At 65.7% G+C, this 25,039-nt stretch carries 23 protein-coding genes; 9 read left to right on the top strand and 14 right to left on the bottom strand.

From position 1 onward, the window contains the following. Positions 1–12 precede the first annotated feature (12 nt). From gspL to NX782_RS15805, 7 genes are read left to right on the top strand one after another with little or no spacing between them, the layout of a single operon-like run. Positions 13–1,224: a type II secretion system protein GspL gene (gene gspL / locus NX782_RS15835; RefSeq protein ID WP_258846447.1), complete on the top strand. Its 1,212-nt coding sequence runs from the start codon at positions 13–15 to the stop codon at positions 1,222–1,224. Continuing rightward, positions 1,221–1,739 carry a type II secretion system protein M gene (locus NX782_RS15830; RefSeq protein WP_258846446.1) on the top strand — a complete coding sequence of 173 codons (519 nt, stop codon included), beginning with the start codon at positions 1,221–1,223 and terminating at the stop codon, positions 1,737–1,739. The genes gspL and NX782_RS15830 overlap by 4 nt, the downstream gene beginning before the upstream one ends. Beyond that, a complete protein-coding gene (gene gspN / locus NX782_RS15825; RefSeq protein ID WP_258846445.1) occupies positions 1,736–2,509 on the top strand; it encodes a type II secretion system protein N in 774 nt (257 codons plus the stop codon). Before NX782_RS15830 ends, gspN begins: the two co-directional genes overlap by 4 nt. Continuing rightward, a complete protein-coding gene (gene gspD, locus NX782_RS15820) occupies positions 2,506–4,866 on the top strand; it encodes a type II secretion system secretin GspD (RefSeq protein ID WP_258846444.1) in 2,361 nt (786 codons plus the stop codon). Before gspN ends, gspD begins: the two co-directional genes overlap by 4 nt. A 5-nt stretch (positions 4,867–4,871) precedes the next feature. Then, positions 4,872–6,299: a type II secretion system ATPase GspE gene (gspE, locus tag NX782_RS15815; protein WP_258846443.1), complete on the top strand. Its 1,428-nt coding sequence runs from the start codon at positions 4,872–4,874 to the stop codon at positions 6,297–6,299. Then, positions 6,299–7,519, top strand: a complete 1,221-nt coding sequence (gene gspF / locus NX782_RS15810; RefSeq protein WP_258846442.1) for a type II secretion system inner membrane protein GspF — start codon at positions 6,299–6,301, stop codon at positions 7,517–7,519. The genes gspE and gspF overlap by 1 nt, the downstream gene beginning before the upstream one ends. Positions 7,520–7,530: 11 nt before the next feature. Next, entirely contained in the window at positions 7,531–8,244 is a 714-nt protein-coding gene (locus tag NX782_RS15805) for a type II secretion system protein N (protein WP_258846441.1), read from the top strand. Between the two features lie 19 nt (positions 8,245–8,263). On the opposite strand, the gene NX782_RS15800 is transcribed toward NX782_RS15805, so the two are convergent. The 11 genes from NX782_RS15800 to NX782_RS15750 form a co-directional block, all read right to left on the bottom strand. Then, on the bottom strand, positions 8,264–8,995 hold the full coding sequence (locus tag NX782_RS15800) for a helix-turn-helix domain-containing protein (protein WP_258846440.1): 732 nt from the start codon (positions 8,993–8,995) through the stop codon (positions 8,264–8,266). 34 nt (positions 8,996–9,029) lie between these two features. Beyond that, entirely contained in the window at positions 9,030–9,224 is a 195-nt protein-coding gene (locus tag NX782_RS15795) for a hypothetical protein (protein ID WP_258846439.1), read from the bottom strand. 34 nt (positions 9,225–9,258) lie between these two features. Then, positions 9,259–10,593 carry an ATP-dependent protease ATPase subunit HslU gene (gene hslU, locus NX782_RS15790; protein WP_258846521.1) on the bottom strand — a complete coding sequence of 445 codons (1,335 nt, stop codon included), beginning with the start codon at positions 10,591–10,593 and terminating at the stop codon, positions 9,259–9,261. Between the two features lie 23 nt (positions 10,594–10,616). Next, positions 10,617–11,150: an ATP-dependent protease subunit HslV gene (gene hslV / locus NX782_RS15785; RefSeq protein ID WP_258846438.1), complete on the bottom strand. Its 534-nt coding sequence runs from the start codon at positions 11,148–11,150 to the stop codon at positions 10,617–10,619. 90 nt (positions 11,151–11,240) lie between these two features. Continuing rightward, positions 11,241–12,659, bottom strand: coding sequence for an STAS domain-containing protein (locus tag NX782_RS15780; protein ID WP_258846437.1), 1,419 nt, complete (start codon positions 12,657–12,659; stop codon positions 11,241–11,243). Between the two features lie 202 nt (positions 12,660–12,861). Next, a complete protein-coding gene (gene dksA / locus NX782_RS15775; RefSeq protein ID WP_258846436.1) occupies positions 12,862–13,314 on the bottom strand; it encodes an RNA polymerase-binding protein DksA in 453 nt (150 codons plus the stop codon). A 157-nt stretch (positions 13,315–13,471) separates the two neighbouring features. After that, on the bottom strand, positions 13,472–14,521 hold the full coding sequence (locus NX782_RS15770; RefSeq protein ID WP_258846435.1) for a CobW family GTP-binding protein: 1,050 nt from the start codon (positions 14,519–14,521) through the stop codon (positions 13,472–13,474). A gap of 128 nt (positions 14,522–14,649) precedes the next feature. Continuing rightward, positions 14,650–15,600, bottom strand: a complete 951-nt coding sequence (xerC, locus tag NX782_RS15765) for a tyrosine recombinase XerC (RefSeq protein ID WP_258846434.1) — start codon at positions 15,598–15,600, stop codon at positions 14,650–14,652. A 16-nt stretch (positions 15,601–15,616) separates the two neighbouring features. After that, positions 15,617–16,291, bottom strand: a complete 675-nt coding sequence (locus NX782_RS15760) for a DUF484 family protein (protein WP_258846433.1) — start codon at positions 16,289–16,291, stop codon at positions 15,617–15,619. 111 nt (positions 16,292–16,402) lie between these two features. Beyond that, positions 16,403–17,674, bottom strand: coding sequence for a porin (locus NX782_RS15755; RefSeq protein ID WP_258846432.1), 1,272 nt, complete (start codon positions 17,672–17,674; stop codon positions 16,403–16,405). A 219-nt stretch (positions 17,675–17,893) separates the two neighbouring features. Beyond that, positions 17,894–18,958: a porin gene (locus tag NX782_RS15750; RefSeq protein WP_258846431.1), complete on the bottom strand. Its 1,065-nt coding sequence runs from the start codon at positions 18,956–18,958 to the stop codon at positions 17,894–17,896. Positions 18,959–19,410: 452 nt separating this feature from the next. Between NX782_RS15750 and NX782_RS15745 the strand changes: the two genes are divergently transcribed. Further along, positions 19,411–21,060, top strand: a complete 1,650-nt coding sequence (locus NX782_RS15745) for a tetratricopeptide repeat protein (protein ID WP_258846430.1) — start codon at positions 19,411–19,413, stop codon at positions 21,058–21,060. A gap of 20 nt (positions 21,061–21,080) precedes the next feature. Here NX782_RS15745 and dapF read toward each other — a convergent pair whose 3' ends face one another. Genes dapF through NX782_RS15730 form a run of 3 tightly spaced genes read right to left on the bottom strand, consistent with a single transcriptional unit; the run spans position 21,081 to position 23,664 of the window. Beyond that, positions 21,081–21,944 (bottom strand): diaminopimelate epimerase, encoded by an 864-nt coding sequence (gene dapF, locus NX782_RS15740; RefSeq protein ID WP_258846429.1) that lies wholly within the window; start codon positions 21,942–21,944, stop codon positions 21,081–21,083. A 2-nt stretch (positions 21,945–21,946) separates the two neighbouring features. Further along, positions 21,947–22,816, bottom strand: a complete 870-nt coding sequence (locus NX782_RS15735; protein ID WP_258846428.1) for a lysophospholipid acyltransferase family protein — start codon at positions 22,814–22,816, stop codon at positions 21,947–21,949. Further along, on the bottom strand, positions 22,813–23,664 hold the full coding sequence (locus tag NX782_RS15730) for a lysophospholipid acyltransferase family protein (protein ID WP_258846427.1): 852 nt from the start codon (positions 23,662–23,664) through the stop codon (positions 22,813–22,815). The genes NX782_RS15735 and NX782_RS15730 overlap by 4 nt, the downstream gene beginning before the upstream one ends. A 182-nt stretch (positions 23,665–23,846) precedes the next feature. On the opposite strand from NX782_RS15730, the gene metK reads away from it, so the two are divergent. Then, a complete protein-coding gene (metK, locus tag NX782_RS15725; protein ID WP_258846426.1) occupies positions 23,847–25,016 on the top strand; it encodes a methionine adenosyltransferase in 1,170 nt (389 codons plus the stop codon). Positions 25,017–25,039 lie beyond the last annotated feature (23 nt).

The raw sequence follows: 25,039 nt of genomic DNA, 5'->3' as shown, positions 1-25,039 counted from the left end.
GAGAGAGACGGTTTGACTACACTGTATATTCGGCATCCCGCCCGCGCGGAAGGCGACCATGCGCTGAGCCGCTTCGCCCTCGTCAACGACGGCGGCGTCATCGAGCAGCAGGGTGAAGGTCCGCTGCGCAATCTGGGCGACCTGGTCGGTACCAGCCGCCGCGTCGTGCTGCTGCTGGCCGGCGCCGACGTCAACCTGCTGTCGGTAACGGCGCCGCCCCTGACCGGTGCGCGCCTGAAGGCTGCGCTGCCCGGCCTGGTCGAGGAACACATCCTCGGCGACCCGCTCGATCACGTGCTGGTGGCCGCGCCCCAGCAGCCGGACGACAGCCGCCCGATCGCCGTGGTCGACCGCGACTGGCTGGAGGGCATCGTGCGCAGTCTGCTGGCGCAGGGCGCGCGCTCGGTAGCCGCCGTGCCTGCCCAGCTGTGTCTGCCGCTGCAGCCGGGCAGCGTCTCGGCCGCCATCCAGGGCGCCGAACTGACCCTGCGCCAGGGCTTGTTCCAGGGCTTCGGCCTGGCGCTCGACGCCGCCCCGGCGGTGGTGCTGCAGACCGCGCGCGCCTTCAGTGGCGATGCGCCGCTGGTGCTGTACGTGCCGCCCGGCCAGCTGGGCGAATACCAGGCGCTGGCGCTGGACGCCGGCCCCGGTATCACGCTGGAGGCCGACGACTGGGCGCACTGGATCGCCGGTTCCAGGAGCACCGCGCTCGATCTGGTCAGCGGCCTGGGCGCCGCCGGCAGCCAGCCGCGCGACTGGCGTCGCTGGCGCTGGCCGATCCGCCTGGCGCTGCTGGCGCTAGCCGTCAACCTGATCGGCCTGAACGTCGAATGGCTGCGCCTGAAGCGCGAAGCCGAGACCGTGCGCCAGTCGATGACCCAGACCTTCCGCTCGGTGTATCCGAACCAGACCACGATCCTCGATCCGGTCGCCCAGATGCGCCAGAACATTGCGCGCGCCCGCGCCAGCATCGGCGAAGTGGCGCCCGACGAATTCACTTACCTGGCAGCGGCTTTCGGCGAAGCTACGCGTTCGCTCGGACGTCAACCCGGCATTGCGTCAATCGAATACCGCGAACGCGCGCTGTCCGTCAAAGTCAAACCCGAAACCGTCGACCCCGGTTTAACGGGCCAGCTGCGCACGGCGCTTGCCGCGCGCAACATGAGTCTCGATGAAGCCGCGCCGGGCAGCTGGGTGATCCGCAGCACAGGAGCCAAGCAATGAGTCTTGCCACCACCGTCGCCCAATACCGCGAGCGCGCCACCGCGCTCTGGCTTGCCCGCACCGAGCAGGAACGGCGTTTCCTCGGCGTCGGCGGCGCCGTCGTGCTGCTGGCGCTGCTGTACCTGATCCTGGTCGACCCGGCCGTCGAGGGCCGCGCCCAGCTGCGCCGCACGCTGCCGCAGCTGCGCCAGCAGGCCGCCGAGCTGCAAGCCATGGCCCAGGAAGCGGGCCGGCTGTCGGCCGCGCCGAGCACCCAGGTCACGCCACTGACCCGCGAAACCGTCAGCACCAGCCTCAGCGGACGCGGCTTGACGCCGCAATCGCTGTCGATGACGGGCGAGTACATCAAGCTGCAACTGAATAACGTGTCCTTCGCCAACCTCACCACCTGGCTCGACGAGCAGCGCCGCGCCAACCGCGTGCTGGTGCAGGACGCCGTCGTTACCGCCTTGCCGGCGGCCGGCCAGGTCGACGCCAGCATGACGCTGCGTCAGAACACCGGCGCGGCCCAATGAAGCGTGCCTTGTTGTGGATCGGGCTGACGGTCCTGGCGGTTGCCGTCACGGTACTGCTGTTCCTGCCGGCTGCCTGGCTGGGGCCGATGGTCGAGCGCCAGACCGGCGGACGTTTGACTCTGGGAGATGCGCAAGGTACGCTCTGGCGCGGCTCAGCCTTTGTGGGCGGGGCGCCGGGCGAGGGCGGGTCGGTGACACCGCTGCTGCCGGGCCGCTTCAGCTGGCGTTTGTCGCCGCTGGTGCTGTTCGGCCAGGTGAGCATGGATCTGGCCAACGACAAGGCGCTGGCGCAGCCGGTGCGCATCAGCGGCAGCTGGTCGCAATGGCAGGTCAGCGCCGGCGAACTGCTGCTGCCGGCCGAAGGTCTGGCCGGGCTCGGCGCGCCGCTGAACACGCTGGCGCCATCGGGCGTGATCAAGCTGTCCTGGAATCTGCTGGACATCGCACGCCAGGGCCAGACGGTGGCCGTGCAGGGCAGGACCGTGCTGTCGCTGACCGACATGGGTTCGCGTATGAGCCCGGTCAAACCGCTGGGCAGTTATGAGGTGGCGATGGACTGGCGCGGCCAGCGGGCCGATCTGGCGCTGCGTACCGTCCGCGGCGCGCTGCTGCTATCGGGAAGTGGTACTCTGGAAAATGGCCGTCTGCGCTTTTCGGGACAGGCGCAAGCGGCCGAAGGATACGAAGACACGCTGGGCAACCTGCTCAACCTGCTGGGCCAGCGCCGAATGGTGAACGGCAAGAACATAATCGCATTAGAGTTCAGATGATGAAAACAACCCAGCAAACTCCGGCCCTGCGCCGCATCGCCGCCAACGTCATGCTGTGCTGCGCGGTCCTCGGCGCAGTCCCGGCCGCGCCCGCGTTCGCCCAGGAGGGCAACGGCGCCGCGCTCAACTTCGTCAACGCCGACATGGAATCGGTGATCAAGGCGGTCGGCCACTACACCGGCATGACCTTCATCATCGACCCGCGCGTGAAGGGGACGCTGACCCTGGTGTCGGAACGCACGCTGAGCAAGGCCCAGGCTTTCGCCCTGCTGACCTCGGCACTGCGCCTGCAGGGCTATGCGGTGGTCACCGGCGACGGCTATGCGAAGGTGGTGCCGGAAGCCGAAGCCAAGCTGCAGGCCTCGCCGACCCAGGTCGGTACCGGCGGTTCCAGGGTGCGCGGCGACCAGGTCGCGACCCAGGTCTACCGCCTGCAGCATGAGTCGGCGGCGAATCTCACCGCCGTGCTGCGTCCGCTGATCTCGCCGAACAATTCCATCATGGCCGACCCGGGTAACAACAGCCTGGTCATCACCGATTACGCCGACAACCTGCGCCGCCTGTCGAAGATCATCGCCGCGCTCGACGCGCCCTCGACCGGCGACCTCGACGTCGTACCGATTCGCAACGGCATCGCCAGCGACGTCGCGACCCTGGTCACGCGCCTGATGGAGCCAAGCCCGGGCGGCGACGCCGGCCGCGTCAGCGTGCTGGCCGATCCGCGCACCAATTCGGTCGTCGTGCGCGCGCCCTCGGCCGCCCGCGCGAACATGGCCAAGAGCCTGATCGCCAAGCTCGACCAGCCGACCACCGAACTCGGCAACATCCACGTGGTCTACCTGAAGAATGCCGACGCCAGCCGCGTTGCCCAGACCTTGCGCGCGGTGGTGTCGCAGGATGCCTCGGCGGTGCCGGTGCAGCAGCAGGGCACCTCGGGCGGCTCGATCCAGGCCGGCAGCAACACCGGCACCGGTGCCGGCGGTTCGCTCGGCGGCCAGCAAGGCCAGCAGAGCAGCGTCGGCATGGGCGGCACCGGCAATACCTTCGGCCAGCAGAGCCAAGCCACGGCCGGCGGCGCCGGCGGCGGCCAGGGCTCCGGCTTCATCCAGGCCGACGCCTCGACCAACAGCCTGATCATCACCGCGCCCGACGCGGTCTACCGCAACCTGCGCGCCGTCATCGACCAGCTCGACGTGCGCCGCGCCCAGGTTTACATCGAAGCCCTGGTGGTCGAAGTCACCTCGAACAAGGCGTCGGAATTCGGCGTGCAGTGGGTCGGCATCTCCGGCGACGACAGCAGCCGCTACCGCGTGGGCGGCCTGCAATCCTTCAACAGCGGCGGCAGCAACAACATCATCAACCTGGCCGCCGCTGCTGCGACCGGGCTGGGCGGCGGCACCGGCACCACCGGCGGCACCGGCAGCAGCCTGCCCGCGCTGAGCGGCCTGTCGATCGGCATCTTCCGCCAGATCAATGGCCAGCTGGGCCTGGGGGCGATCGCGAGCGCCCTTGAAAACGGCGGTAACGCCAACATCTTGTCCACGCCGAACATGATCACGCTCGATAACGAGCTGGCAACGATCAAGGTCGGCCAGAACATCCCGATCATCACCGGTTCGTTCACGACCGGGGCGAGCGGGGCGAGCAACCCGTTCCAGACGGTCGACCGCAAGGACGTGGGCCTGCTGCTGAAAGTGCGCCCGCAGATTTCGGAAGGCGGTACGATCAAGCTGGCGATCTACCACGAGAACTCGGGGATCGACTCGACCAACAATGCGGCAGGGATCATCACCACCGTCCGCGCGATCGAAAGCAATGTGCTGGCCGACGATGGCCAGATCATCGTGCTGGGTGGCCTGATCTCCGACGACGAATCCGACAACGAAGAAAAAGTGCGCGGCCTGGGCGACATCCCGGTGCTCGGCAACCTGTTCAAGTACAAGTCGCGCACCCGTAACAAACGCAACCTGATGGTCTTCCTGCGCCCCGTGGTGGTGCGCAGCAAGGAACAGAACACCAGTATCTCGATGGACCGTTACGAGCTCATGCGGGCAGCCGGCGCCAACAGCCAGCCGGTCGACGATTCGATCCTGATACGCAACCTCGGCGCGCCGATGCTGCCGCCTTTGAACAACAATGGCCAGCCGCCTGCGGGCGGTGCAATGGCCACGATGCCGCCGCCGGCGCCTGTCGCGCCGCGTCCGGGTGCGGCCACCGGTCCGGGTACGAACCAGCCGGCCCAGCGAGGCCAGCAGCAGAGTGCCCAGCCCGAGTTCCGCCCGGTGCAGCCGCCGCAAGCGCCCCAGTCGGGCGCGCAGTCAGGTGAATACCGGCCGGCATCGCCGACCCAGAACTGAACATCATGAATAACCTGTTGCCCTACGCATTCGCACGCGACTACGGCGTGCTGGCGCGTTCCAACGGCGACCCGTCGCAAGCCGTCGAAGTCCTGGTGTCGAATGCCACGAAACCGGCCGCGATCGCGGAAGTCTCGCGCCGCTTCGGCCGCATCGTCCTGCACCGCATGGACCGTGCCGAGCTGGAAGCGGCGATCGCCAGCGCCTACGCCAATGCCGGCGGCGACGCGTCCCAGGTGGCCGACGAATTCGACGCCGACCTCGACCTGACCAAGCTGCTGCAGGACGTGCCGGCCATCGAAGACCTGCTGGAATCGTCCGACGATGCGCCGGTCATCCGCATGATCAACGCGCTGCTGACCCAGTCGCTGCGCGAAGGCGCGTCCGATATCCACATCGAACCGTTCGAGCAAACCTCGGTGGTGCGCTTCCGCATCGACGGCGCGCTGCGCGACATCGTGCGTCCGCGCAAGGCGATCCACGCGTCGCTGATCTCGCGTATCAAGATCATGAGCCAGCTGGACATTGCCGAGAAGCGCTTGCCGCAGGATGGCCGCATCACCCTGCGCGTCGGCGGCAAGCCGGTCGACGTGCGTGTCTCGACCCTGCCGACCGGGCACGGCGAGCGCGCGGTGCTGCGTCTGCTCGACAAGGAAGCGGGTCGCCTCGACCTCAGCCACCTCGGCATGAGCGAACACCTGCTGCCGCAGTTCGACAAGATGATCAACCAGCCGCACGGCATCGTGCTGGTGACGGGCCCGACCGGCTCCGGCAAAACCACCACCTTGTACGCCGCGCTGTCGCGCCTGAATGCTTCGACCACCAACATCATGACGGTGGAAGACCCGATCGAATACGACCTGAACGGTGTCGGCCAGACCCAGGTCAACGCCCGCATCGACATGACCTTCGGCAAGGCCCTGCGCGCGATCCTGCGCCAGGACCCGGACGTGATCATGATCGGCGAGATCCGCGACCTGGAAACCGCGCAGATCGCGGTGCAGGCTTCGCTGACCGGCCACCTGGTGCTGGCGACCCTGCACACCAATGACGCCGCGTCGGCCGTGACCCGTCTGCTTGACATGGGCATCGAGCCCTTCCTGTTGTCCTCGTCCCTGCTGGGCGTGATGGCGCAGCGCCTGGTCCGTAAGCTCTGTTCCTATTGCAAGGTGCAGGAAGGTCCGGGCCAGTGGCGTGCGGTCGGCTGCGAACGCTGCGGCCATACCGGCTACCACGGCCGGGTCGGCGTCTACGAACTGCTGGAAACGAACGAGCAGATCCGCGCGCAGATCCACAACCAGGTGTCCGAAGCCGAGATCCGCGACGCCGCGCTGCGCTCCGGCATGCGCACCATGCACGACGACGGCGAACGCTGGGTACGCGAAGGCGTCACCACCGAAGCCGAGCTGTTGCGCGTGACGAAGGCCGCCTGATGCCGGCCTTTCGCTACGAAGCCGTCGATACCGGCGGCGTGACCCGCAAGGGCGTGCTGAATGCCGACAGCCCGCGTGCCGCGCGCGCCGACCTGCGCCTGCAGGGCCTGACGCCGCTCGCGGTCGAGGCCATCGCGGCCCAGGTCGACGAAAGCGGCACGGCGCGCTCGCGCGGTTTCGGCGAGCGTCTGTCGCAGGTCGAGCTGGCCCTGTTTACGCGCCAGCTGGCCAGTTTGCTGGAAGCGGGATTACCGCTCGAGCAGGCCTTCACGGCGCTGCTGGAGCAGGCCGAGCGCGCCTACATGCGCGACCTGATCGCCTCGATCCGTTCCGAAGTGATGGGCGGCGCGTCCTTCTCCAGCGCACTGTCGCGGCATCCGCGCGACTTCGCCGAAATCTACCGCGCGCTGGTATCGTCCGGCGAACAGATCGGCCAGCTGGCACGCGTGCTGGCGCGCCTGGCCGACTATATCGAGCGCCGCAACGCGCTGGTGCAGCGGGTGCGCCTGGCCTTCACGTATCCGGCGATCGTCACCGTGGTCGCGTTCGCCATCGTGATCTTCCTGCTCACCTACGTGGTGCCGCAGATCGTCTCGGTGTTCGCCAACACCAAGCAGAAGCTGCCTTTCCTGACCATCATGATGCTGGGCGTGTCGAACTTTACGCGCGCTTATGGCATCTATGTGGGACTGGCGCTGATCGGCGCCTGGCTCATGTGGCGCCGCGCGCTGCGCAATCCCGCGCTCAAGCTGCGCTGGCATGCCTGGCTGCTCGATGCCCCGGTCTACGGCCGTTTCGAGCGCAGCCTGAACACGGCGCGCTTCGCCAGCACACTGGCGATCACCACCGGTTCCGGCGTGCCGATCCTGCGCGCGCTCGAGACCAGCCGCGACACGCTGTCGAACGTGGCCATGAAGGGACTGGTCGAGGACGCGACCGCCAGTGTGCGCGAGGGCGTGAGCCTGGCGCGCGCCTTGTCGGTCCAAAAATACTTCCCGCCGATGCTGGTGCACATGATCCGCGCCGGCGAGATCACCGGCGAGCTGCCGGCCATGCTGGAGCGCGCCGCCGATTCGCAGCAGGCGGATCTGGAACGCCGCGCGCTGACCATCGCCGGCCTGCTCGAGCCGGTGCTGATCCTGGCCATGGGCCTGGTCGTGCTGCTGATCGTGCTGGCGGTGCTGATGCCGATTATTGAAATCAACCAGTTGGTGCGCTGACAAGGACACTGATGAACAAGCGTTTGCCCCTCCTTTTGAGCCTGCTCGGCGTGATCCTGCTGGCGGCCTCGCTCGCCTACTGGATCCTGCAGTTGTACCAGCCGCCGCAGCGGCCGATCGCCGCGGTGCCGCATACCAGCATGCCGGACCCGTCGATCGATGCCGCGGCGACGCTGTTCGGCGGCCAGATCGCCACCGCAAGCGCGACCAATTACCAGCTGACCGGCATCGTCTCGGCCGGCCGCGAGAGCGTGGCCATCATCGTGGCCGAGGGTTCGCCGCCGAAAGCGGTCAGGATGGGCAAGGAACTGGTGCCGGGGATCACCCTGGCGGAAGTACACCCGCGCTATGTGATGCTGTCCGACGGCGGCGTCATGAAACGGCTGGATCTGGCGGCGGACAACAAGCCGGCCGCGGCAATGGGCGGTGCCGGTGGGGCCGTCAACCCGGCCGGCGCCATGCCCGCCACTCTCGCGCCGGGCGCGACGGTGCCGGAGCCGCCGATGTCGCCGGGCGCCGTCTCGCAGCAGCAGCCGCAGAACCAGGAATATGCCGCGCCGGGCGACGTCGGCCAGCACGACGAGCCGCCGCCATCCAACCCGAACAGCGCGCCTGCCAACCAGAACAACCCGAATAACCAGAATGCGAACAACCCGGCCCCCGCGCCGGTGCAGATGCCGCCGCCGACGCGACCGGCCAACAACGGCCAGCCTTCGACCCAGTAAGCGTCAGGCGCTCTCTCGATTAACGGCGCAATGCCGTAAATGCAGAAAACTCCCACGAGCGGAAGCCGACCAGCAAGGTAAAACCATCGCGGTCGTTTGGCGCCAGGCGCCGGTCGTTGCGGTGCAGCCGGGCCAGTTCGCCGGCCAGTTGATAGATTTTTTCCGTGAGTTCGCCGGCGCTCGCCAGCGACAGCCGCGCAGGCAGGCACATCAGCGCTTCACCCGGCCCGTCGAAGCGGCCGTCGAAATAATCCCCCACCACGTGTTCACGGAAGTAGCGCTGCACCGGGCCGTCCGGCAGCCAGCGGAAGGCGTTCGAGACGCGCAAGGTGTAGCGGTTCAGGGGTTTCAGTTCGATCAGGCCCAGCCGGTCCAGCTCGGCCAGCAGGCCGATGCATTCCGGTTCGGTCAGGCGGTAGGTCTCGATGATCTGTTCCAGGCTCCAGTGCCCGAGACAGCAGATCGCCATCAGCAGCAGGCGCGGGTTGGCGATCAGCGAGGTTTCCTGGGTCAGCGTGAGGGTGTCGGCCTGGGGCCGGGCATCGGCTGCGCGGCGCAGCACGTCTTCCAGGTGGATGTTGGCGGCCTGGCAGATTTGCGCCAGGCGCGACAGCGTCATGTCCTTCTGGCCGAACATACGCTTGATGCTCGACTCGCTCATCGCGATGCGATCGGCCAGCATCTTGTAGGTGATGCCGGCAGCGCGCAGTTCGGCGCGCAGGACGTCCAGAACCATGTCAGGGGAGCTCATGGGTTCTGTACTGTACAGAAGAAGGGCGCTGCTGTCACTCCTCGTCGGGCGTCAGCTTGACCTTCTTGAGCGCGCGCTTGGCGGCCTGCCGTTCGCTCGACAGCGGCTTGGCATGCGAGCCGGCCGCGCGCTGCTTGGCGAAGCCGGCAAACGGATTGCGCGGTTTGACCGGCACCGGATCGACGCGCAGCATCATCCTCTGCCGGGTTGCAAGCGCCTTGTTCGCCATCTTCGCCTCCTTCTCTCCGATTACAGTACCTCAGTTACAACACATAGCGCGACAGGTCTTCGTTGACCGCCAGCGCATCCAGCCGCTCGTTGACGTAGGCCGCGTCGATGACCAGGGTCTGGCCCGACTTGTCGGTCGCCGAGAACGAGATCTCTTCGAGCAGCTTTTCCATCACCGTGTACAGCCGGCGCGCGCCGATGTTCTCGGTCCGCTCGTTGACGGAATAAGCGATCTCGGCCAGGCGATGGATGCCTTCCGGTGCGAATTCCAGCTTCACGCCCTCGGTCTCCAGCAAGGCCTCGTACTGCTTGGTGAGACTCGCGTCGGTCGAGGTCAGGATGCTCTTGAAGTCTTCCACCGACAGCGCTTCCAGCTCGACGCGGATCGGGAAGCGGCCCTGCAGCTCCGGAATCAGGTCGGACGGTTTCGACAGGTGGAACGCACCCGAGGCGATGAACAGGATGTGGTCGGTCTTGATCATGCCATATTTCGTGTTGACGGTCGTGCCCTCGACCAGCGGCAGCAGGTCGCGCTGCACGCCGGCGCGCGAGACGTCGGCCCCGCCATGTTCCGAGCGCGAGGCGATCTTGTCGACCTCGTCCAGGAACACGATGCCGTTCTGCTCGACGTTCTGGATCGCCTTCTGCTTCAGCTCTTCCTCGTTGACGAGCTTGGCGGCTTCCTCTTCGATCAGGATCTTCATCGCGTCCTTGATCTTCAGCTTGCGTGCCTTCTTGCGGGCCGCGCCGACGCCGGCGAACATCGACTTGATCTGCTCCGTCATCTCTTCCATTCCCGGCGGCGCCATGATGTCGACCTGCGGGGCGGCGTCGGCCACCTCGATTTCGATTTCCTTGTCGTCGAGGGCGCCTTCGCGCAGACGCTTGCGGAAGGTCTGGCGGGTAACGTCGCCGTCCTTGGATTCCTGGCTGGCGACGTTGAAGCCGAAGTCGCGCGCCGGCGGCACCAGGATGTCGATCACGCGGTCTTCGGCCGCGTCTTCGGCGCGCTGGCGGTTCTTCTTGACCTCGGCGGCACGGGTCTGCTTGACGCCGATGTCGATCAGGTCGCGGATGATGGTGTCGACGTCGCGGCCGACATAGCCGACCTCGGTGAACTTGGTCGCCTCGACCTTGATGAAAGGCGCGTCGGCCAGCTTGGCCAGGCGGCGCGCGATCTCGGTCTTGCCGACGCCGGTCGGGCCGATCATGAGGATGTTCTTCGGCGTGATCTCGTGGCGCAGGGGTTCGCCCACCTGCTGGCGGCGCCAGCGGTTACGCAGGGCGATCGCCACCGCGCGCTTGGCCTTGCCCTGGCCGACGACGTGCTTGTCGAGTTCCGAAACGATTTCGGACGGGGTCATGTTCATGTGCTTATTTAGGTGATTGCTCATTACAGCGTCTCGACGATGTGGGACATGTTCGTGTAAATGCACAGCTCGCCGGCGATGGTGAGCGCCTTCTTGACCACGTCGGCCGGGGCCAGGTCCGTGTTTTCCTGCAGGGCCTTGGCAGCCGACTGCGCGTACACGCCGCCCGAGCCGATCGCGCCGATACCGTCTTCGGGTTCGAGCACGTCGCCATTGCCGGTGATGATCAGGGTCTTCTCGCGGTCGGCCACCAGCAGCATCGCCTCCAGGCGGCGCAGCACGCGGTCGGTGCGCCAATCCTTGGCCAGTTCGACCGAAGCGCGCAGCAGGTTACCCTGGTGCTTTTCCAGTTTGGCTTCGAAGCGGTCGAGCAGGGTGAAAGCGTCCGCGGTGCCGCCGGCGAAGCCGCACAGCACCTTGCCCTGGTAGAGCTTGCGCACTTTGCGCGCCGAGCCCTTCATGACGACGTTGCCCAGAGTGACCTGGCCGTCGCCGCCGAGCGCGACCTGTTCGCCGCGCCGCACGCTCAGAATGGTCGTGCCGTGAAATTGTTCCATAGTTGCCTCGTGGTTGATTGCTCACCGAACGTGGGGACCATTCACGATATTGCAAGAAGAAACTGTCGCGTTCGCAGGGCGACCGCCTGTTCAATACTTGTGCGCGTACAGACGGGCGACATCGCCGGCACCCAGCAGGCGCAGCAGGGCGGCCACAAGGTGGTTCAGGTCGCGCAGTTCGATGCGGCGCTTGCCGTTATTGCCGCCGTTGTCATCGTTGCCATCTTTGCCATCGCTGCCGGGATGGTCGGCGAGCTGGCGCAGGCGGGTGGCGAGGGCGTTCGCCGCCGCGTAGTCGATGCGCGCCAGGCGCGAACAGTCCAGCACCAGCGCCGCACGCTCACCGGCATACGCCGTAATCGCGTCCAGCAGCGCCGCGCTGGCGCCTTCGACCAGGCCCGGCAACAGGAAATGGTCGCCGGCGGCGGCCGGACCGCCCTTGCCCGGACCTCTGCTGGCGCCCAGGCTGACGGCGGCCCGCGCCGGCGCCTCGAAGGAGGGCGGCGAGACCTCGAAAGTGACGCAATAGTCCATCGCCGTTTCTTCGAAATCCTTTTCGCGGTTCATCAGGAGCAGCAGTTCGAGCAGCAGCAGCCAGGGCGCTTCGCCGGGTGTGCGGTCGCCGATTGCCAGCATGGGCCGCAAGACCGCAAGCAGGTGGTCGGCACCGGCCACGACCAGTTCGCGGCCGGCGCGACGCAGGGTCTGCAGGGCCTCGAGCAGGACCGCGCAACCTGCCGGCGTGGCCGCGGCGACCGTGCTGAAATCCAGTCGCACCAGCGGCAGGTTCGATGCCAGCACGTGCGACAGCTGGGCAGCGGCACCGGCGTCGAGCTGGCCCGACAGGGTGGCGGTCGGGGTCACCCCGGCAAAAGCTTGTTGGCCCCGCTGCGCCGCCAGTGGTGCAAGGATGGGCGAATAGGCCGGCGGCGAGGTTTCGAAATGGCTGGCGTAGTCGATTGCGATGCTCTCGAAGGCCGGTTCGCGGCCGCTGGCCTGGTAGAGGTCGAACAGCATCCACCAGGGCTGGCGCTCGCTGCGGCAGGCGCCGTCCAGGCATTCGCGCAGCACCGCTTCGGCAGCCTCCAGCTGGCCGTTGGCATACAAGATCGCCGCTTCCTCGACCGCCGGCGCGCTGGAGGGGGCGACGGCGGTGCTTGGGGAGATTTCCTGCACCAGCAGGTCGGCCGTGTTCAGGTCGAGTAGGGGCGCGCTGGAGGCGCCGGCCGCGACCGCCGGCGCGCGCCGGTTGCCGGCCCAGGCATGGTCGTCGAAGATGTCGGAGGTCATTTCCAGCTCGATCTCGTCGATCTTGGCGGCGGTGGCACGCGCGATCTCGCGCTGGCGCTCGCGTTCGGCTTCGGTGTCGAGCGACATGCGGGTGGTCGGGGCAAACGCGCTGGCGGTGTCCGGCAGTTCGCCAGGATGCAGGGCCATACTGCGCGGGCGTGCGCCGGCCCGCGCCTCAGGCGCATCGTTCTTTTTCTTCAGGAAGGAAAAGAGTCCCACGTCGGTCCTTGTTACCGTTTCACCGGTCGAGACAGTAGCACGGCGACCCGCCGCACGTGGCGCGCACGCCTGAGCTGCGTCAAGCGACAGGTCAGCCGACGTTAGTGTATCCCATGGGAAATATCCATGTAGCTCAAACTGTCGCTCAAATAAAAAAAGCATGCGGGGAACGCATGCTTTTTTCGGCAGAGCTTGTCAGGCTTCAGTCACCGTACAGCTTTTGTTTCAGTTCGCGGCGCTGCTGGGCTTCCAGCGACAGGGTCGCGGTCGGGCGGGCGATCAGGCGCGCAACGCCGATCGGTTCGCCGGTTTCATCGCACCAGCCGTATTCGCCCGATTCGATGGCCGCCAGCGATTGCTGCACCTTCTTGAGCAGCTTGCGTTCGCGGTCACGGGTACGCAGTTCGAGCGCGTGCTCTTCCTCGATCGTGGCGCGGTCGGCCGGATCCGGCACCAGGACGGTTTCGCGCAGGTGCTCAGTCGTCTCGCCGGCGTTCTTCAGCAATTCCTTCTCGAGCTCTTGCAGGCGGTTCTTGAAGAACGCCAGCTGGGCCGGGTTCATGTAGTCGTCGTCGCTCATCGCCCGAATCTCTTCTTCCGTCAGGAGACGTTCTTCGGGCTGCGCCGCGGTGTTCGGTTTCGTTGTTTTAGTCATGACTTCACTTACCTTTGATACGACAGAGTTTCCATTTTATCAGCTTACTCAGCGCCTACTCCTGTTGAGCTGTGCGCTGGTTTGCTGCCGTAACGGCGGGCTTGGACACCCCGCCTTGTCCAGTCGTTCAACTACCGGTTTGCAGAACCGGAGTAGTTTATACCAAACATTGTTCCAATCCGCGGATAAAGACATCTTTTGGTAAATTTTTACCAATAAACACCATTTTGCTGCCGCGGACTTCTTGATCGCCCCACTTTGCACCCAGGTCGCTGCCCATGATTTGATGCACGCCTTGGAATACGACCTTGCGGTCCGCACCGGCCATCAAGAGTACGCCTTTATAGCGCAGCATGTTGGGACCAAACACTTGCACCATGCTGCCGAGGAACTGGTCGAGGCGTTCCGGATCGAAAGCGCGCTCGCTCTTGAAGACGAAGGCGGCGATGTCGTCGCTGTGGTGGCCGTGATGGTGGTCGTGGCTGTGGTCGCAGGCTTCGGTGTGCACGTGGTCATGATCGTGATCGTGGCCGTGCTCGTGGGCCTCGTCGGCGGTCAGGAAAGCCGGGTCGAGTTCCAGCTTGTCGTTCAGATTGAAGCCGCGCAGGTCGAGCACTTCCTGGATCGGCGCGCGGCCGAAGTCCGAGGTGCTGATCGGCGCGCGCGGGTTGATGCGGCGGATGCGCGCCTTGAGTTCCTCGAGCGCGGCGGCATCGACCAGGTCGGTTTTCGACAGCAGGATCTTGTCCGCGAAGCCGACCTGGCGCTGGGCTTCCTCGTGGCGGTCCAGCTGGTCCATGCCGTGGCGGGCATCGACCACGGTGACCACGGCGTCGAGCAGATAGTGTGCACCCACTTCCTCGTCGACGAAGAAGGTCTGCGCCACCGGGCCGGGATTAGCCAGGCCGGTGGTTTCGATGACCACGCGGTCGAACTGCAGCTCGCCGGCATCGCGCTTGCGTGCCAGATTGCCCAGCGCAACGATCAGGTCGCCGCGCACGGTGCAGCAGATGCAGCCGTTGTTCATTTCGACGATCTGTTCGCCCGAATCCTGCACCAGGATCTCGTTGTCGATGTTTTCCTGGCCGAACTCGTTCTCGATCACGGCGATGCGCAGACCATGGTTTTCCTGCAGGATGCGGTTGAGCAGCGTGGTTTTGCCGGCGCCGAGAAAGCCGGTCAGAATGGTGCTGGGGATTAATTCCATATTTCGCTATCCGATCTAAATAGGCCGTCTGGCGGCCGAGAATCGGGGGATTATGCCGGAATTTGCGGAATGTCACCACCGGCGGCGGTCTTGTGCGCTGCCGACCTTTGATCTATTCGAGCCAGGCTTTATTTCGCCTTGGCGCGCGGATGGGCCTTGTCGTAGACAGCAGCCAGGTGCTGGAAATCGAGCGAGGTATAGATCTGGGTCGAGGTGATGCTGGCGTGGCCCAGCAGTTCCTGGACCGCGCGCAGGTCGCCCGAGGATTGCAGCAGGTGCGAGGCGAAGGAATGGCGCAGCACGTGCGGGTGCACGTGGACCGGCAGGCCGGCCTTGATCGCGTGGTTCTTGAGGCGGTGCTGGACCACGCGCGGGCTGACACGGGCACCACGTGCCGACAGGAACAGCGCATTGCTGCCGTCGCTGGCCGGCGGACGCACCGCCAGCCAGGTCGCGATCGCCTCACGCGCCGGGCCGCCGACCGGCACCCGCCGCATTTTATTGCCCTTGCCGGTGACCACGACTTCCTGGGCGGCCAAGTCCAGCCAGCCGAGCGAGGCGGGCAGACCGTCCCTGGCCGGCACGAAGCCGACATCCAGGCCGGCCAGTTCCGACACCCGCAGACCACTCGAATACAGGAGCTCGAACATCGCGCGGTCGCACAGCTCGCTTGGCTCGGGATGGCCGCCGCGGTGCGCCTCCATCAGGCGCACGGCATCGTCGACAGGCAGGGCTTTCGGCAGGCGCTTGGCACGGCGCGGGGCGCGCACGCCCTCGACCGGGTTGGCGGGCAGCGGCGTATGGCGCGCCAGCCAGTTGAAGAAGCCGCGCCAGCCGGACAGCTTGCGCGCGATCGAGGTCGGACTCTGGCCGTCGGCGTGCAGCTTGGCGGCAAAGCGGCGGATGTCGAAGTGGGTCAGCCTGGCCCAGTCGGTGTGGCCGGCCAGTTTGGCGCTGAATGCGCCGAGCTCGGCCAGGTCGCGCGCATAGGCGGCAATCGTGTGGCTGGAGAGCTTGCGCTGGGTGCGCAGCTCGTCCAGGTAGCGGCCGGTCCAGTCGTCGGCGGCCGTGGTGTCCATGCAGGGTCTCGCTGCCTCAGGCGCGCAGCGGCAGCAACGCGGCGCTGGCGGTTTCGCCGATGTGGACCAGGAAGTCGGTCCCCATGCTGGCGCTGAAGCGCTCCGGATCCGGCGAGCCGAGCACCAGCAGGCCGAAGGCCGTCGTGCCGGCGCGCAGCGGCACCAGCACCGTCGAACGCACCTCGGCACTGTCGTCGAGCCAGTGCACGGCTTCGAAATCGCGGTTCGGGCCGCAGTAAGGCGCACGCAGGCCACTCGCGAACAGGCGCACATCATCGGAGACGTCGCTGGCATACCAGGCGGACGCGTGCTCCGGGCCCAGGTTCCACAGGCGCAGGGTTGCCTGCGGCACCATGAAGTGCTGGATCAGGCCGTCAACCACGGCGCGCGGCATTGCCGCCGGCGCCTCGTCGGGCGCACCGGCTTCCAGCAGTTGCCGGGTCCAGCCGTGGAAGCGGTTGGCGATCGCCGCGTTTTCCTCGGCATGGCGCATCAACTCGGCCATGCGCAACTCGAGTGCCTTGTACTTGTCGCGCATGACTTCCATCTGCCGTTCCTGCAGCGAGACGGCACGGCCGGTCAATGGGCTCGACAGTTTCACCTCGCCCAGCAGGCCGGCGTGTTCTTCAAAAAACTGCGGGTGGTCGACCAGGTATTGGGCGATGGCAGCGGAATCCAGTGTTACGGTCATTGCGCGGTTTTGCGAAAGAGGTAGACCGCTAATTTTACCTGACTGCAACCGCCTCCAGCAGATAAACATGCCATTCCGCTGCCGCCTCGACGCACCGCCGTGGCGCCGACGTCAGAAGCGGTGCCTTACCCCCAGCTGGAAGGCGCGCCCATCCTCGCCGGGTGTTTTGGTGAAGCCGCCCGGCGCCCCCGCCGTCGCCGGACTGTACTGCGCCTCATTGTCGTTCTTGATGAAGGACGCGACAGCGTAGATGTCGGTACGCTTCGACAGGAAGTAGTTGTAGCCGAGCGCGAACAGGGTTGCATCGCTGTCGGATGGGGTGCGGTCGTTCTGGCGCGCCACCGAGGCCAGGATGCGGTTGGCGCCAATGCGGTACTGCGCCCCAAGCTGATAGCTGACCGCATCCTGCTGGCTGTTGATGCTGATGTTGTTGACGAACACCGCACGCAGGGCGGCAGCGGTGGCTGGGCCCAGTGCCGCAAGCTGGGGTGCGATCTGGGCATCCCAGCCGGCGATGTAGGTCGGCAGCAGGGTCGAATGCCGGTTTCGCTGGTCGTGCCAGCCGGCGAAGAACTTCCAGTCGTTCCAGGCGTAGGAGCCACCGGCGGTGGTGGTGCGCAGGCTGGGTGCCCCCGAAGGATCGTAGCCATGGTTGTGGCCGACGCCGACGTCCCAGCCGCGCGCTTTATACGTGATGGCAGCGCCCCAGAACTTGTTGTACAGCCCGTAGTAGCCGGAGCCGCGGCCGGCGATCATCACCGAACCGCCGAGCCCGGAAGGCAGGGCGATCCGGTATTGCAGGGCGCGCTGGGAACGGATGTCGGCGCCCAGCGCCTGGAAGCCGGCGGTGCCGCCGGTCACGCTGCCCCAGGTACCGCCGGTGCCGACCTCGAAGGTGTCGGCGGCCGCGAACACTTCATAGCCCGGTGTGTACATGCGCCCCAGCAGGATCGCACCCAGCGGCGTTATCAGGCCGACCATGCTGGTGCGGTCGAATAGGGCGTTTTCCGGATTGACGGCCGGACCACCGCGCGGCTGCAGTGCACTGCGTACAGCTGCCAGCAGGTTGGGCGGCAGGGCTTCCATGCCGCGTGTCAGGTAATAGCCCTGATTCTCGTTGATCAGGGTCGGCTGCTGCCTGCCGGTGTCGAGCTCGACCCGCGCCTCGAGATTGAACACGGCTTTCATCCCGCGGCCCAGGTCTTCCTGGCCCTTGATGCCGAAACGCGAGCCATCCTCCCCGCCGCTGATGAGCTTGGGGGACGAGCCGCGCTGCCACATCAGGCCGGCGTCCGCGATACCGTAGAGCTGAACGCTGGTCTGGGCCAGCGCGAGGGTCGGAATACAGGCGCCGGCGAGCGCACCCAGCACGATCTTCTTCATCACACCTCCCATGAATACTCGTGTTCGACAATGTGCCCAGCAATTAAGTCGTGTTCGACGCGCGGGTTCAGATGCCCATCAATTCGCGTTGGGTGATACAACTCAGCCACACAAGCGTTGCGCGAATCGCACAAGGCCCGGATGCAACAAGGGCGGACCTGGTTGCCCAGGCCCGCCCTTGCGGACTTCCAGCTGAGGGGGCGAACCCCCTTAATCAGCTTAGAACGAGTGGTTCACGCCCACGTCGTAGTGGTTGACAGTCGGGGTGCCAGCCAGGTTGCCGGTGGTGGCGTTGACGATGTCTTTCTTACGCGATGCGTCCACGTACAGGTAGGTACGCTTCGACAGGTTGTACTCATAGCCCAGCGAGTACTGCTTGGTCGACGCGGTGTTGTCGATGTGCTTGCGGCCATAGCCAGCCAGCATCTTGCCCGGACCGACGGCGTAGGTTGCGCCCAGCAGCCATGCCTTGGTCTTCGGACGCAGGGTGTTGGTGTGCTCCTGATCCTGACGGGTGTAGGTGGTCATCAGCTTCAGTTCCGGGGTCGCGGCGATCGAGCCAGCGATCGACCAGACCTTGCTTTCGACAGCGTTACGCTCGTAAGCCAGCATTGCAGCGGCCGGGCCGTTGTTGTAGGTGGCAGCGACCGAGAACGGGTTAGCCGAAGCTTCCGAGTTGGCAGCGTACGAAGTCGCGCCAGCGCCGATACCGGCAACTGCGCCACCGGTGGCTTCCTTGCTGGCCCACGAAGCGTTCACCTGGAAGCCATTGGCGACCGGCGAGTTGTAGAAGATCGCGTTCGAGATGCGGTTGTTGTTCGGCGAACCGCCGCTGGTGTTGGTGTCCAGCGGAGCCGAGTTGAAGCCTGCGACCGAGATGTCGGTGTAGAAGCCGGCCGGGGTCGGCAGACCGTGCCACGGTTCGAACGAACCGACGACTTCCTGGAACGGGGTCAGGCCACGGCCCAGACGGACCATACCGAAATCACCCTGCAGGCCGACGCGGCTCTGGCCCTGGAACAGCGGACGGCCGTTGTTCTCGGTGGTGCCGGTGTCCGGCTCGTAACGGATTTCGATCTGGAACAGTGCCTTCAGGCCATTGCCCAGGTCTTCGGTACCCTTGAAGCCCAGAGTGTTCGCAGCGCGCTTGCCGATGTTCAGGGTCTGGTCGGTACGCTTGACCATGCCAGCATCGATGTTGCCGTAGATTTGGACGGCGGTTTGCGCTTGCGCCACACCGGCGAATGCGCCCAGCAGAGCGACTGCCAAGAGTGATTTTTTCATCTATTTGTATCCTTATAAAGTGAAACGCAGGAATCCAGAGAGTATTGAGACTTTTTATTGTTGCTGAACACTCGGATGTGTAAACCTTAAATGCTCATTGCATCAAGGTTGTCGGATTAGTCAATTATGACGGGTCCAATTGGTGGAAAGCCAATAAATCCAATCGTGCTGTTGTATTTTCGAAACGGCTGAGCTCGCTCAACAGTAAATCCTTAAGCATTGATTAAGTTTCCGTGCGTCATCATACCAGCCCTGCGAGACAGGTGACATTTGTGCAGCCTCAAATGCACATGGAATCGCAAACGAATCGCCCCTGAGCCGGCGATAGACTCTGGCCCATTCGATCACCGCATACCGGGTCCGGCGCGCTTGGCGACCTGATCCTTCACGTATTCAACGTGATTTGCCTGCATCTGCACGCATTTGCGGCGTCTCCATTACTGATAAGAACAATGGCAAACCGTGAAGAGTTAGCAATCATCCGTGGCGCACGCGCCGGCCGGGCCGAAGCCCAGCTCGAGCTCGGGCGGCTTTATTTGTTCGGCAGCGCCGGTCTGCCGAAAAGCCTGCCTACGGCCCTGCACTGGCTTGACCGTGCGGCAAAGCAAAACTGTGCCGAGGCATGGCAGCTGATCGGCAACCATATCCCGCTCGACCTGGCGCGCCAGAGCCCCCAACCCGTGACCTGCTGGTACGAGCGTGCCTACGATGGCGGTCTGGCACGTGCCGGCCTGGTCTACGCGCAGTTGGTACTGGGCGCCGAGCGGGTGCCGCCGGGGCAGCGCGCCAAGGCCTTGCGCGCCCTCGAGGATGCGGGGCGCGGCGGTTTTCCCGAAGCGCAGTGGCTGCTGGCGCGCGAGCACGGCGTGACGGCGCCGCGCGCCGGCATCCCGGCCGGCGAAGCATCCAGCGCGATGCCGGCCACCGGCGAGATGGCCGCGCGCTTGCCGGACACCCGTCCGCCGGATAGCCGTACCCTGCGCCCCGGTACGCCCGATCGCGCGGGCCAGCGCTGGCTGCGCCGCGCCGCCGACAATGGCGTGACGCCGGCCCAGTTCGTCCTGCTGGAACAGGAATGGGACGCGGGCAAGCACCAGGCTTATCTCGAACGTGCGCTGCCGCTGGCACGTGCGCTTGCGCGCTCGGAGGTGGCGCAAGGCAGGACCAGTGCGCGCCTCGCGCCGGACGAGGTCACCCTGCTGTCGCGCTGCGCCCGGCTGGTCGACGAGGGCTCGGTCGCGCACGACGTCGAGCCTGACGAACTGCATGCGTTCTGGGAACTGGCTGCTGCCGAGCAGGACCGCCATGCCCAGTTCGCCCTGGGGCTGTGGTGCGCGCGCATGCGCATCGACGGCCGCCGCATCGCCGGCGACGGTGCCGGCAACGGCGGCGCTGCCAACTTCAAAAAGGCGGTGCGCTGGCTGCAGCAGGCCGGCGAGCAGGGGCTGGCCGAGGCCTGGTACGCGCTGTCGCGCATTTATGTCAAACCAGAATTTTCGCAGCGGAATGTGATCGAGGCCCAGAAGTACCTCGAGCGTGCGGCCGAGATGGGGTACCGGGATGCCCAGCTCGAATGCGGCAATGCAGCCTGGCGGGCGCGCCGCGAGAACGAAGGCAATGATGTGCGCGCCGTGTTCTGGCTGCAGAAGGCGGCAGCACAAGGCTGTGCGAAGGCGGCGGCCATGCTGAACAAGATCGCCCCGCGCGATGCCGGCGGCTGGCGCGAGCTGGCGGCGCTGCTGGCCGGGCGCGAGCTGTCCGAGTATCCCTTGCTGGCGGCGCGGCTCGAACTGGCCCTGGCGTTTGGCTTGAGCCGTGCTGAAACGTTGTTACTGGATATTAAGCATGCGGACCGCGGTCACTGCCTGGTGGTCGACATCCGTGCCAGCTATGGGCGCAGTCGCCGCCGCCTGGTGCCGGTCGAGACGGCGCAGGAGCGCCAGTTGCTCGACCGCGTCATGCGTCTGTTCGAGAGCGTCGATTGCGGTCCGGGCGGGCCGGAAGGGAATTACCGGCAGCGCCTGTACCGTCTGCGCACCTTGTTACCCGAAACGGGCGGCCCGGATGCGCCGCTGGACCAGGACCTGGACCTGGCGGCCTGAGCGGGCGCCAGCTTGCGGGCTCAGAGCGTGATCTCGCCCTCGAACACGGTCTCGGCCGGACCGCTCAGATAGACCGGCTGACCTTCGCCGGCCCAGGCGATGCTCAAGCGGCCGCCACGTGCCTGGACCTGTACCGGCGAGTCCAGCAGACCGCGCCGAATGCCTGCCACCACGGCCGCGCAGGCGCCGGTGCCGCAGGCCAAGGTTTCGCCGGCGCCGCGCTCGAACACGCGCAGCTTCACTTGGCCGCGGTCGAGCACCTGCAGGTAGCCGGCGTTGACCCGTTTCGGGAAGCGTGGGTGGTTTTCGATCTGCGGACCGGTTTCAAGCACGGGTGCGATGTCGACGTCGTCGACCACCTGCACGGCGTGCGGGTTGCCCATCGAGACGACCGACACCAGGACCGTCTGCTCGGCGCCGCGTGCACGGACCGTGAGCGGCCACAGGGTGTCGCGTCCTTGCGCCACGCCTTCCAGGCCCTGGCTGTCGAAGGGTACGAGCTCTGGTTCGAGTCGCGGGGCGCCCATGTCGACGGTGACGCTGCCATCGTCTTCCAGGCGTGGGGTGATGATGCCGGCCATGGTCTGCACGCGAATGCTGCGCTTGCTCGTCAAGCCCTTGTCGCTGACGAAGCGCACGAAGGCGCGCGAGCCGTTGCCGCACTGTTCGACTTCGCCACCGTCGTTATTGAAGATGCGGTAGCGGAAATCGCAGTTTTCCTCGGTCGGATGTTCGACGATCAGGATCTGGTCGGCGCCGATGCCGAAACGGCGGTCGGCCAGGCGGGCCCACTGCTCGGGGCCCAGCTCGACCTGCTGGTTAATCGCGTCGATGACGATGAAGTCGTTGCCGGCGCCGTGCATCTTGGTGAATTTGAGTTTCATTGCTAGTCCTTGTCGTAGAACGAGGGTTCGCCATTCGGCCGGGTCTTGAAACGCTTGTGCGTCCAGAAGTACTCGGCCGGGCTCTCGCGTACCCGTTCCTCGATGAATTCGTTCATGCGGCGCGTGGCGGCGATCATGTCGTCGCCGGGGTAGTTCTCCCAGGCGGGATAGAACACCACGCGGTAACCTTTGTAGTCGGGCAGGAAGGTCGCGATCACCGGGATCACCTTCGCCTTGGTGGCCGCCGCCAGACGCGGCAGGGCAGTCAGTGTTGCCGCCGGGACGCCGAAGAAGGGCACGAAAGTCGCGTCCTTTTCGCCGAAATCCATGTCCGGCAGCATGAAATAAGGCAGGCCGTCGCGCAGCGCGCGCAGAATCGGCTTGATGCCTTCTTCGCGGGTGAACAGACGCACCGGACCGAAGCGTTCGCGGCCGTAGCGCAGCAGGCGGTCGAAGGCCTGGTTCTTCTGCGGCGAATAGATCGTCGAGACCGGGATCACGCGCGCCGCGACACCCGCCACGTCGAGGCAGACGAAGTGCGGGCACAGCAGGATGGTCGGGCCGCTTTCCATCTCAGCCTGGGGCACCGCCGGCTCGATGTGGATCAGCTTGCGCAGGCGCGGGATCGGCGCCCACCAGATCAGCGAGCGCTCCAGGATGCTGCGCGAATAGGCCTGGAAGTGCTGCATGACGATATCTGCGCGTTCCGCTTCGCTCAGCTCGGGCATGGCCAGGCGCAAATTGGTCATGGCGATCTTGCGGCGTTTCGGAATCGCGTAATACATCAGGCTGCCCACGGCTTTGCCGATGCGGCCCAGGATCGGCAGCGGCAACCAATGCAGCAGCCATAACAAGGCAATCAGGACCCTCATGCGACCGCCTCGGCTTCCGGGGCTGCCACGCCTTGCGGACGCTTGTAGCGGTTGTAACTCCAGAAATACTGGGACGGACAAAGCGCGATCAATTGCTCCATCGCGCGATTGATGCTGGCCGCCTGCTCGGCCGCGGTGCCGGACAGGTCGCCGTCGAAGGGCACGAAGCGGATCACGTAGCCGCGCCCATGCGGCAGGCGCTCGGCATAGGTCAGCAGGATGTCGGCCTTGCCCAGTTGGGCCAGCTTGGCCGGCAGCGTCATCGTATAGGCCTGGCGGCCGAAGAAGGGCGCCCACACGCCTTCGCCTTCTTGCGGAACCTGGTCCGGCAGCACGCCGACCGGCTGTCCGCCCTTCAGCGCCTTGACCAGCATGCGCACGCCGGACAGGTTGGCCGGGGCCAGGTGCATCTTCAGGCGCGCGCGGGCGCCCTCGACCAGGGGTTTCAGCGCGCTCTTGCGCGGCGGACGGTACATGACCGTCAATTCCTGGCGCAGCGACACTTGCTGGGCAGTCAGTTCGAAACAGCCCAGGTGTGGCGTCAGGAATACAATTCCCTTGCCACTGTCGAGCTGGCGCTGGACCAGTTCCCAGTTCTCCATCGTGACGTGGCGGGTGACGCGTTCTTGCGGCGCGCACCATACAAAAGGCAGTTCGACGATCGCCTTGCCGGATTCGGCGATGGCGGCACGGCGCTGGGTGCCATAGCCGGCCAGCTCGAGATTGCCGCGCAGGCGACGGCGGTAGGAGGGAGAAAGCAGGTAGACCAGCCAGCCGAGCGCCGTACCCAATGCGTGTAGCACAGGTAGGGGGAACACCGACAGGAAGCGGAACAAAAGAACAAGCATCTATTGATTCAGGGTAGAGGAGAAGCGGCTTGCTTCACCAAAATTTTTTAAGGAGCGTAAAATACCACTTTGAAGCAGGATCCGCGGAGTTAATGACAACTTGCGAAGCGGAATATAAATATCGCTAAAGCGTCGCAGGCAATGGTACTGCGGCATTTATCTCAACAGTATCAGGAGCCTAGATGTCTTCCAATGACTACCTCTTTACTTCCGAATCCGTTTCGGAAGGCCACCCGGACAAAGTCGCCGACCAGATTTCCGACGCCATTCTCGACGCCATCCTCGAGCAGGATCCGACCGCGCGCGTAGCCGCCGAAACCCTTTGCAACACCGGTCTGGTGGTGCTGGCCGGGGAGATCACGACGCACGCCAACGTCGATTATATTCAAGTTGCGCGCAACACCATCAAACGCATCGGTTACGACAACACGGATTACGGCATCGACTACAAGGGTTGCGCCGTGCTGGTCGCCTATGACAAGCAGTCGCCGGACATCGCCCAGGGCGTCGACGAAGGCGCCGGTATCGACCTCGACCAGGGCGCCGGCGACCAGGGCCTGATGTTCGGCTACGCCTGCGACGAAACCCCGGAACTGATGCCGGCCGCGATCTACTACGCACACCGCCTGGTCGAGCGCCAGTCGCAACTGCGCAAGGACGGCCGCCTGCCGTGGCTGCGTCCGGATGCGAAATCCCAGGTCACGCTGCGCTACCTGAACGGCCGCCCGGTGTCGGTCAACACCGTGGTGCTGTCGACCCAGCACGCGCCGGAAGTCAGCCACAGCCAGATCGAGGAAGCGGTGATCGAAGAGATCATCAAGCCGGTGCTGCCGAAAGAATGGCTGCAGGACACCCGCTACCTGGTCAACCCGACCGGCCGCTTCGTCATCGGCGGTCCGCAGGGCGACTGCGGCCTGACCGGCCGCAAGATCATCGTCGACACCTACGGCGGCGCTGCGCCGCACGGCGGTGGCGCGTTCTCGGGCAAGGACCCGTCCAAGGTCGACCGCTCGGCCGCCTACGCCGCCCGCTACGTGGCGAAGAACGTGGTCGCCGCCGGCCTGGCGCGCCAGTGCCAGGTGCAGGTCAGCTACGCGATCGGCGTGGCCAAGCCGATCAACATCACCGTCTATACCGAAGGCACCGGCGTGATCTCGGATGAGAAGATCGCCGAACTGGTGATGGAACACTTCGACCTGCGCCCGAAAGGCATCGTGCAGATGCTGGACCTGCTGCGTCCGATCTACCAGAAGTCGGCCGCCTACGGCCACTTCGGCCGCGAAGAGCCGGAGTTCAGCTGGGAGCGCACCGACAAGGCTGCGCTGCTGCGCGCCGAAGCCGGTCTGGCCTGATCCGGGTCACGCGCGTGGGCACA

This window comes from Massilia norwichensis (genome assembly GCF_024753245.1).
Taxonomy (GTDB): domain Bacteria; phylum Pseudomonadota; class Gammaproteobacteria; order Burkholderiales; family Burkholderiaceae_D; genus Telluria; species Telluria norwichensis.
The sequence above is the reverse complement of the archived record's forward strand: the minus strand, read 5'-3'. Positions and strand labels throughout refer to the sequence as shown.

Bases quoted from the DNA above. Each gene is read 5' to 3' on its own strand.
- NX782_RS15830 (WP_258846446.1), top strand. From the start codon at position 1,221: ATGAGTCTTGCCACCACCGTCGCCCAATACCGCGAGCGCGCCACCGCG.
- gspN (WP_258846445.1), top strand. From the start codon at position 1,736: ATGAAGCGTGCCTTGTTGTGGATCGGGCTGACGGTCCTGGCGGTTGCC.
- gspD (WP_258846444.1), top strand. From the start codon at position 2,506: ATGATGAAAACAACCCAGCAAACTCCGGCCCTGCGCCGCATCGCCGCC.
- gspE (WP_258846443.1), top strand. From the start codon at position 4,872: ATGAATAACCTGTTGCCCTACGCATTCGCACGCGACTACGGCGTGCTG.
- gspF (WP_258846442.1), top strand. From the start codon at position 6,299: ATGCCGGCCTTTCGCTACGAAGCCGTCGATACCGGCGGCGTGACCCGC.
- NX782_RS15805 (WP_258846441.1), top strand. From the start codon at position 7,531: ATGAACAAGCGTTTGCCCCTCCTTTTGAGCCTGCTCGGCGTGATCCTG.
- NX782_RS15800 (WP_258846440.1), bottom strand. From the start codon at position 8,995: ATGAGCTCCCCTGACATGGTTCTGGACGTCCTGCGCGCCGAACTGCGC.
- NX782_RS15795 (WP_258846439.1), bottom strand. From the start codon at position 9,224: ATGGCGAACAAGGCGCTTGCAACCCGGCAGAGGATGATGCTGCGCGTC.
- hslU (WP_258846521.1), bottom strand. From the start codon at position 10,593: ATGAACATGACCCCGTCCGAAATCGTTTCGGAACTCGACAAGCACGTC.
- hslV (WP_258846438.1), bottom strand. From the start codon at position 11,150: ATGGAACAATTTCACGGCACGACCATTCTGAGCGTGCGGCGCGGCGAA.
- dksA (WP_258846436.1), bottom strand. From the start codon at position 13,314: ATGACTAAAACAACGAAACCGAACACCGCGGCGCAGCCCGAAGAACGT.
- NX782_RS15770 (WP_258846435.1), bottom strand. From the start codon at position 14,521: ATGGAATTAATCCCCAGCACCATTCTGACCGGCTTTCTCGGCGCCGGC.
- xerC (WP_258846434.1), bottom strand. From the start codon at position 15,600: ATGGACACCACGGCCGCCGACGACTGGACCGGCCGCTACCTGGACGAG.
- NX782_RS15760 (WP_258846433.1), bottom strand. From the start codon at position 16,291: ATGACCGTAACACTGGATTCCGCTGCCATCGCCCAATACCTGGTCGAC.
- NX782_RS15755 (WP_258846432.1), bottom strand. From the start codon at position 17,674: ATGAAGAAGATCGTGCTGGGTGCGCTCGCCGGCGCCTGTATTCCGACC.
- NX782_RS15750 (WP_258846431.1), bottom strand. From the start codon at position 18,958: ATGAAAAAATCACTCTTGGCAGTCGCTCTGCTGGGCGCATTCGCCGGT.
- NX782_RS15745 (WP_258846430.1), top strand. From the start codon at position 19,411: ATGGCAAACCGTGAAGAGTTAGCAATCATCCGTGGCGCACGCGCCGGC.
- dapF (WP_258846429.1), bottom strand. From the start codon at position 21,944: ATGAAACTCAAATTCACCAAGATGCACGGCGCCGGCAACGACTTCATC.
- NX782_RS15735 (WP_258846428.1), bottom strand. From the start codon at position 22,816: ATGAGGGTCCTGATTGCCTTGTTATGGCTGCTGCATTGGTTGCCGCTG.
- NX782_RS15730 (WP_258846427.1), bottom strand. From the start codon at position 23,664: ATGCTTGTTCTTTTGTTCCGCTTCCTGTCGGTGTTCCCCCTACCTGTG.
- metK (WP_258846426.1), top strand. From the start codon at position 23,847: ATGTCTTCCAATGACTACCTCTTTACTTCCGAATCCGTTTCGGAAGGC.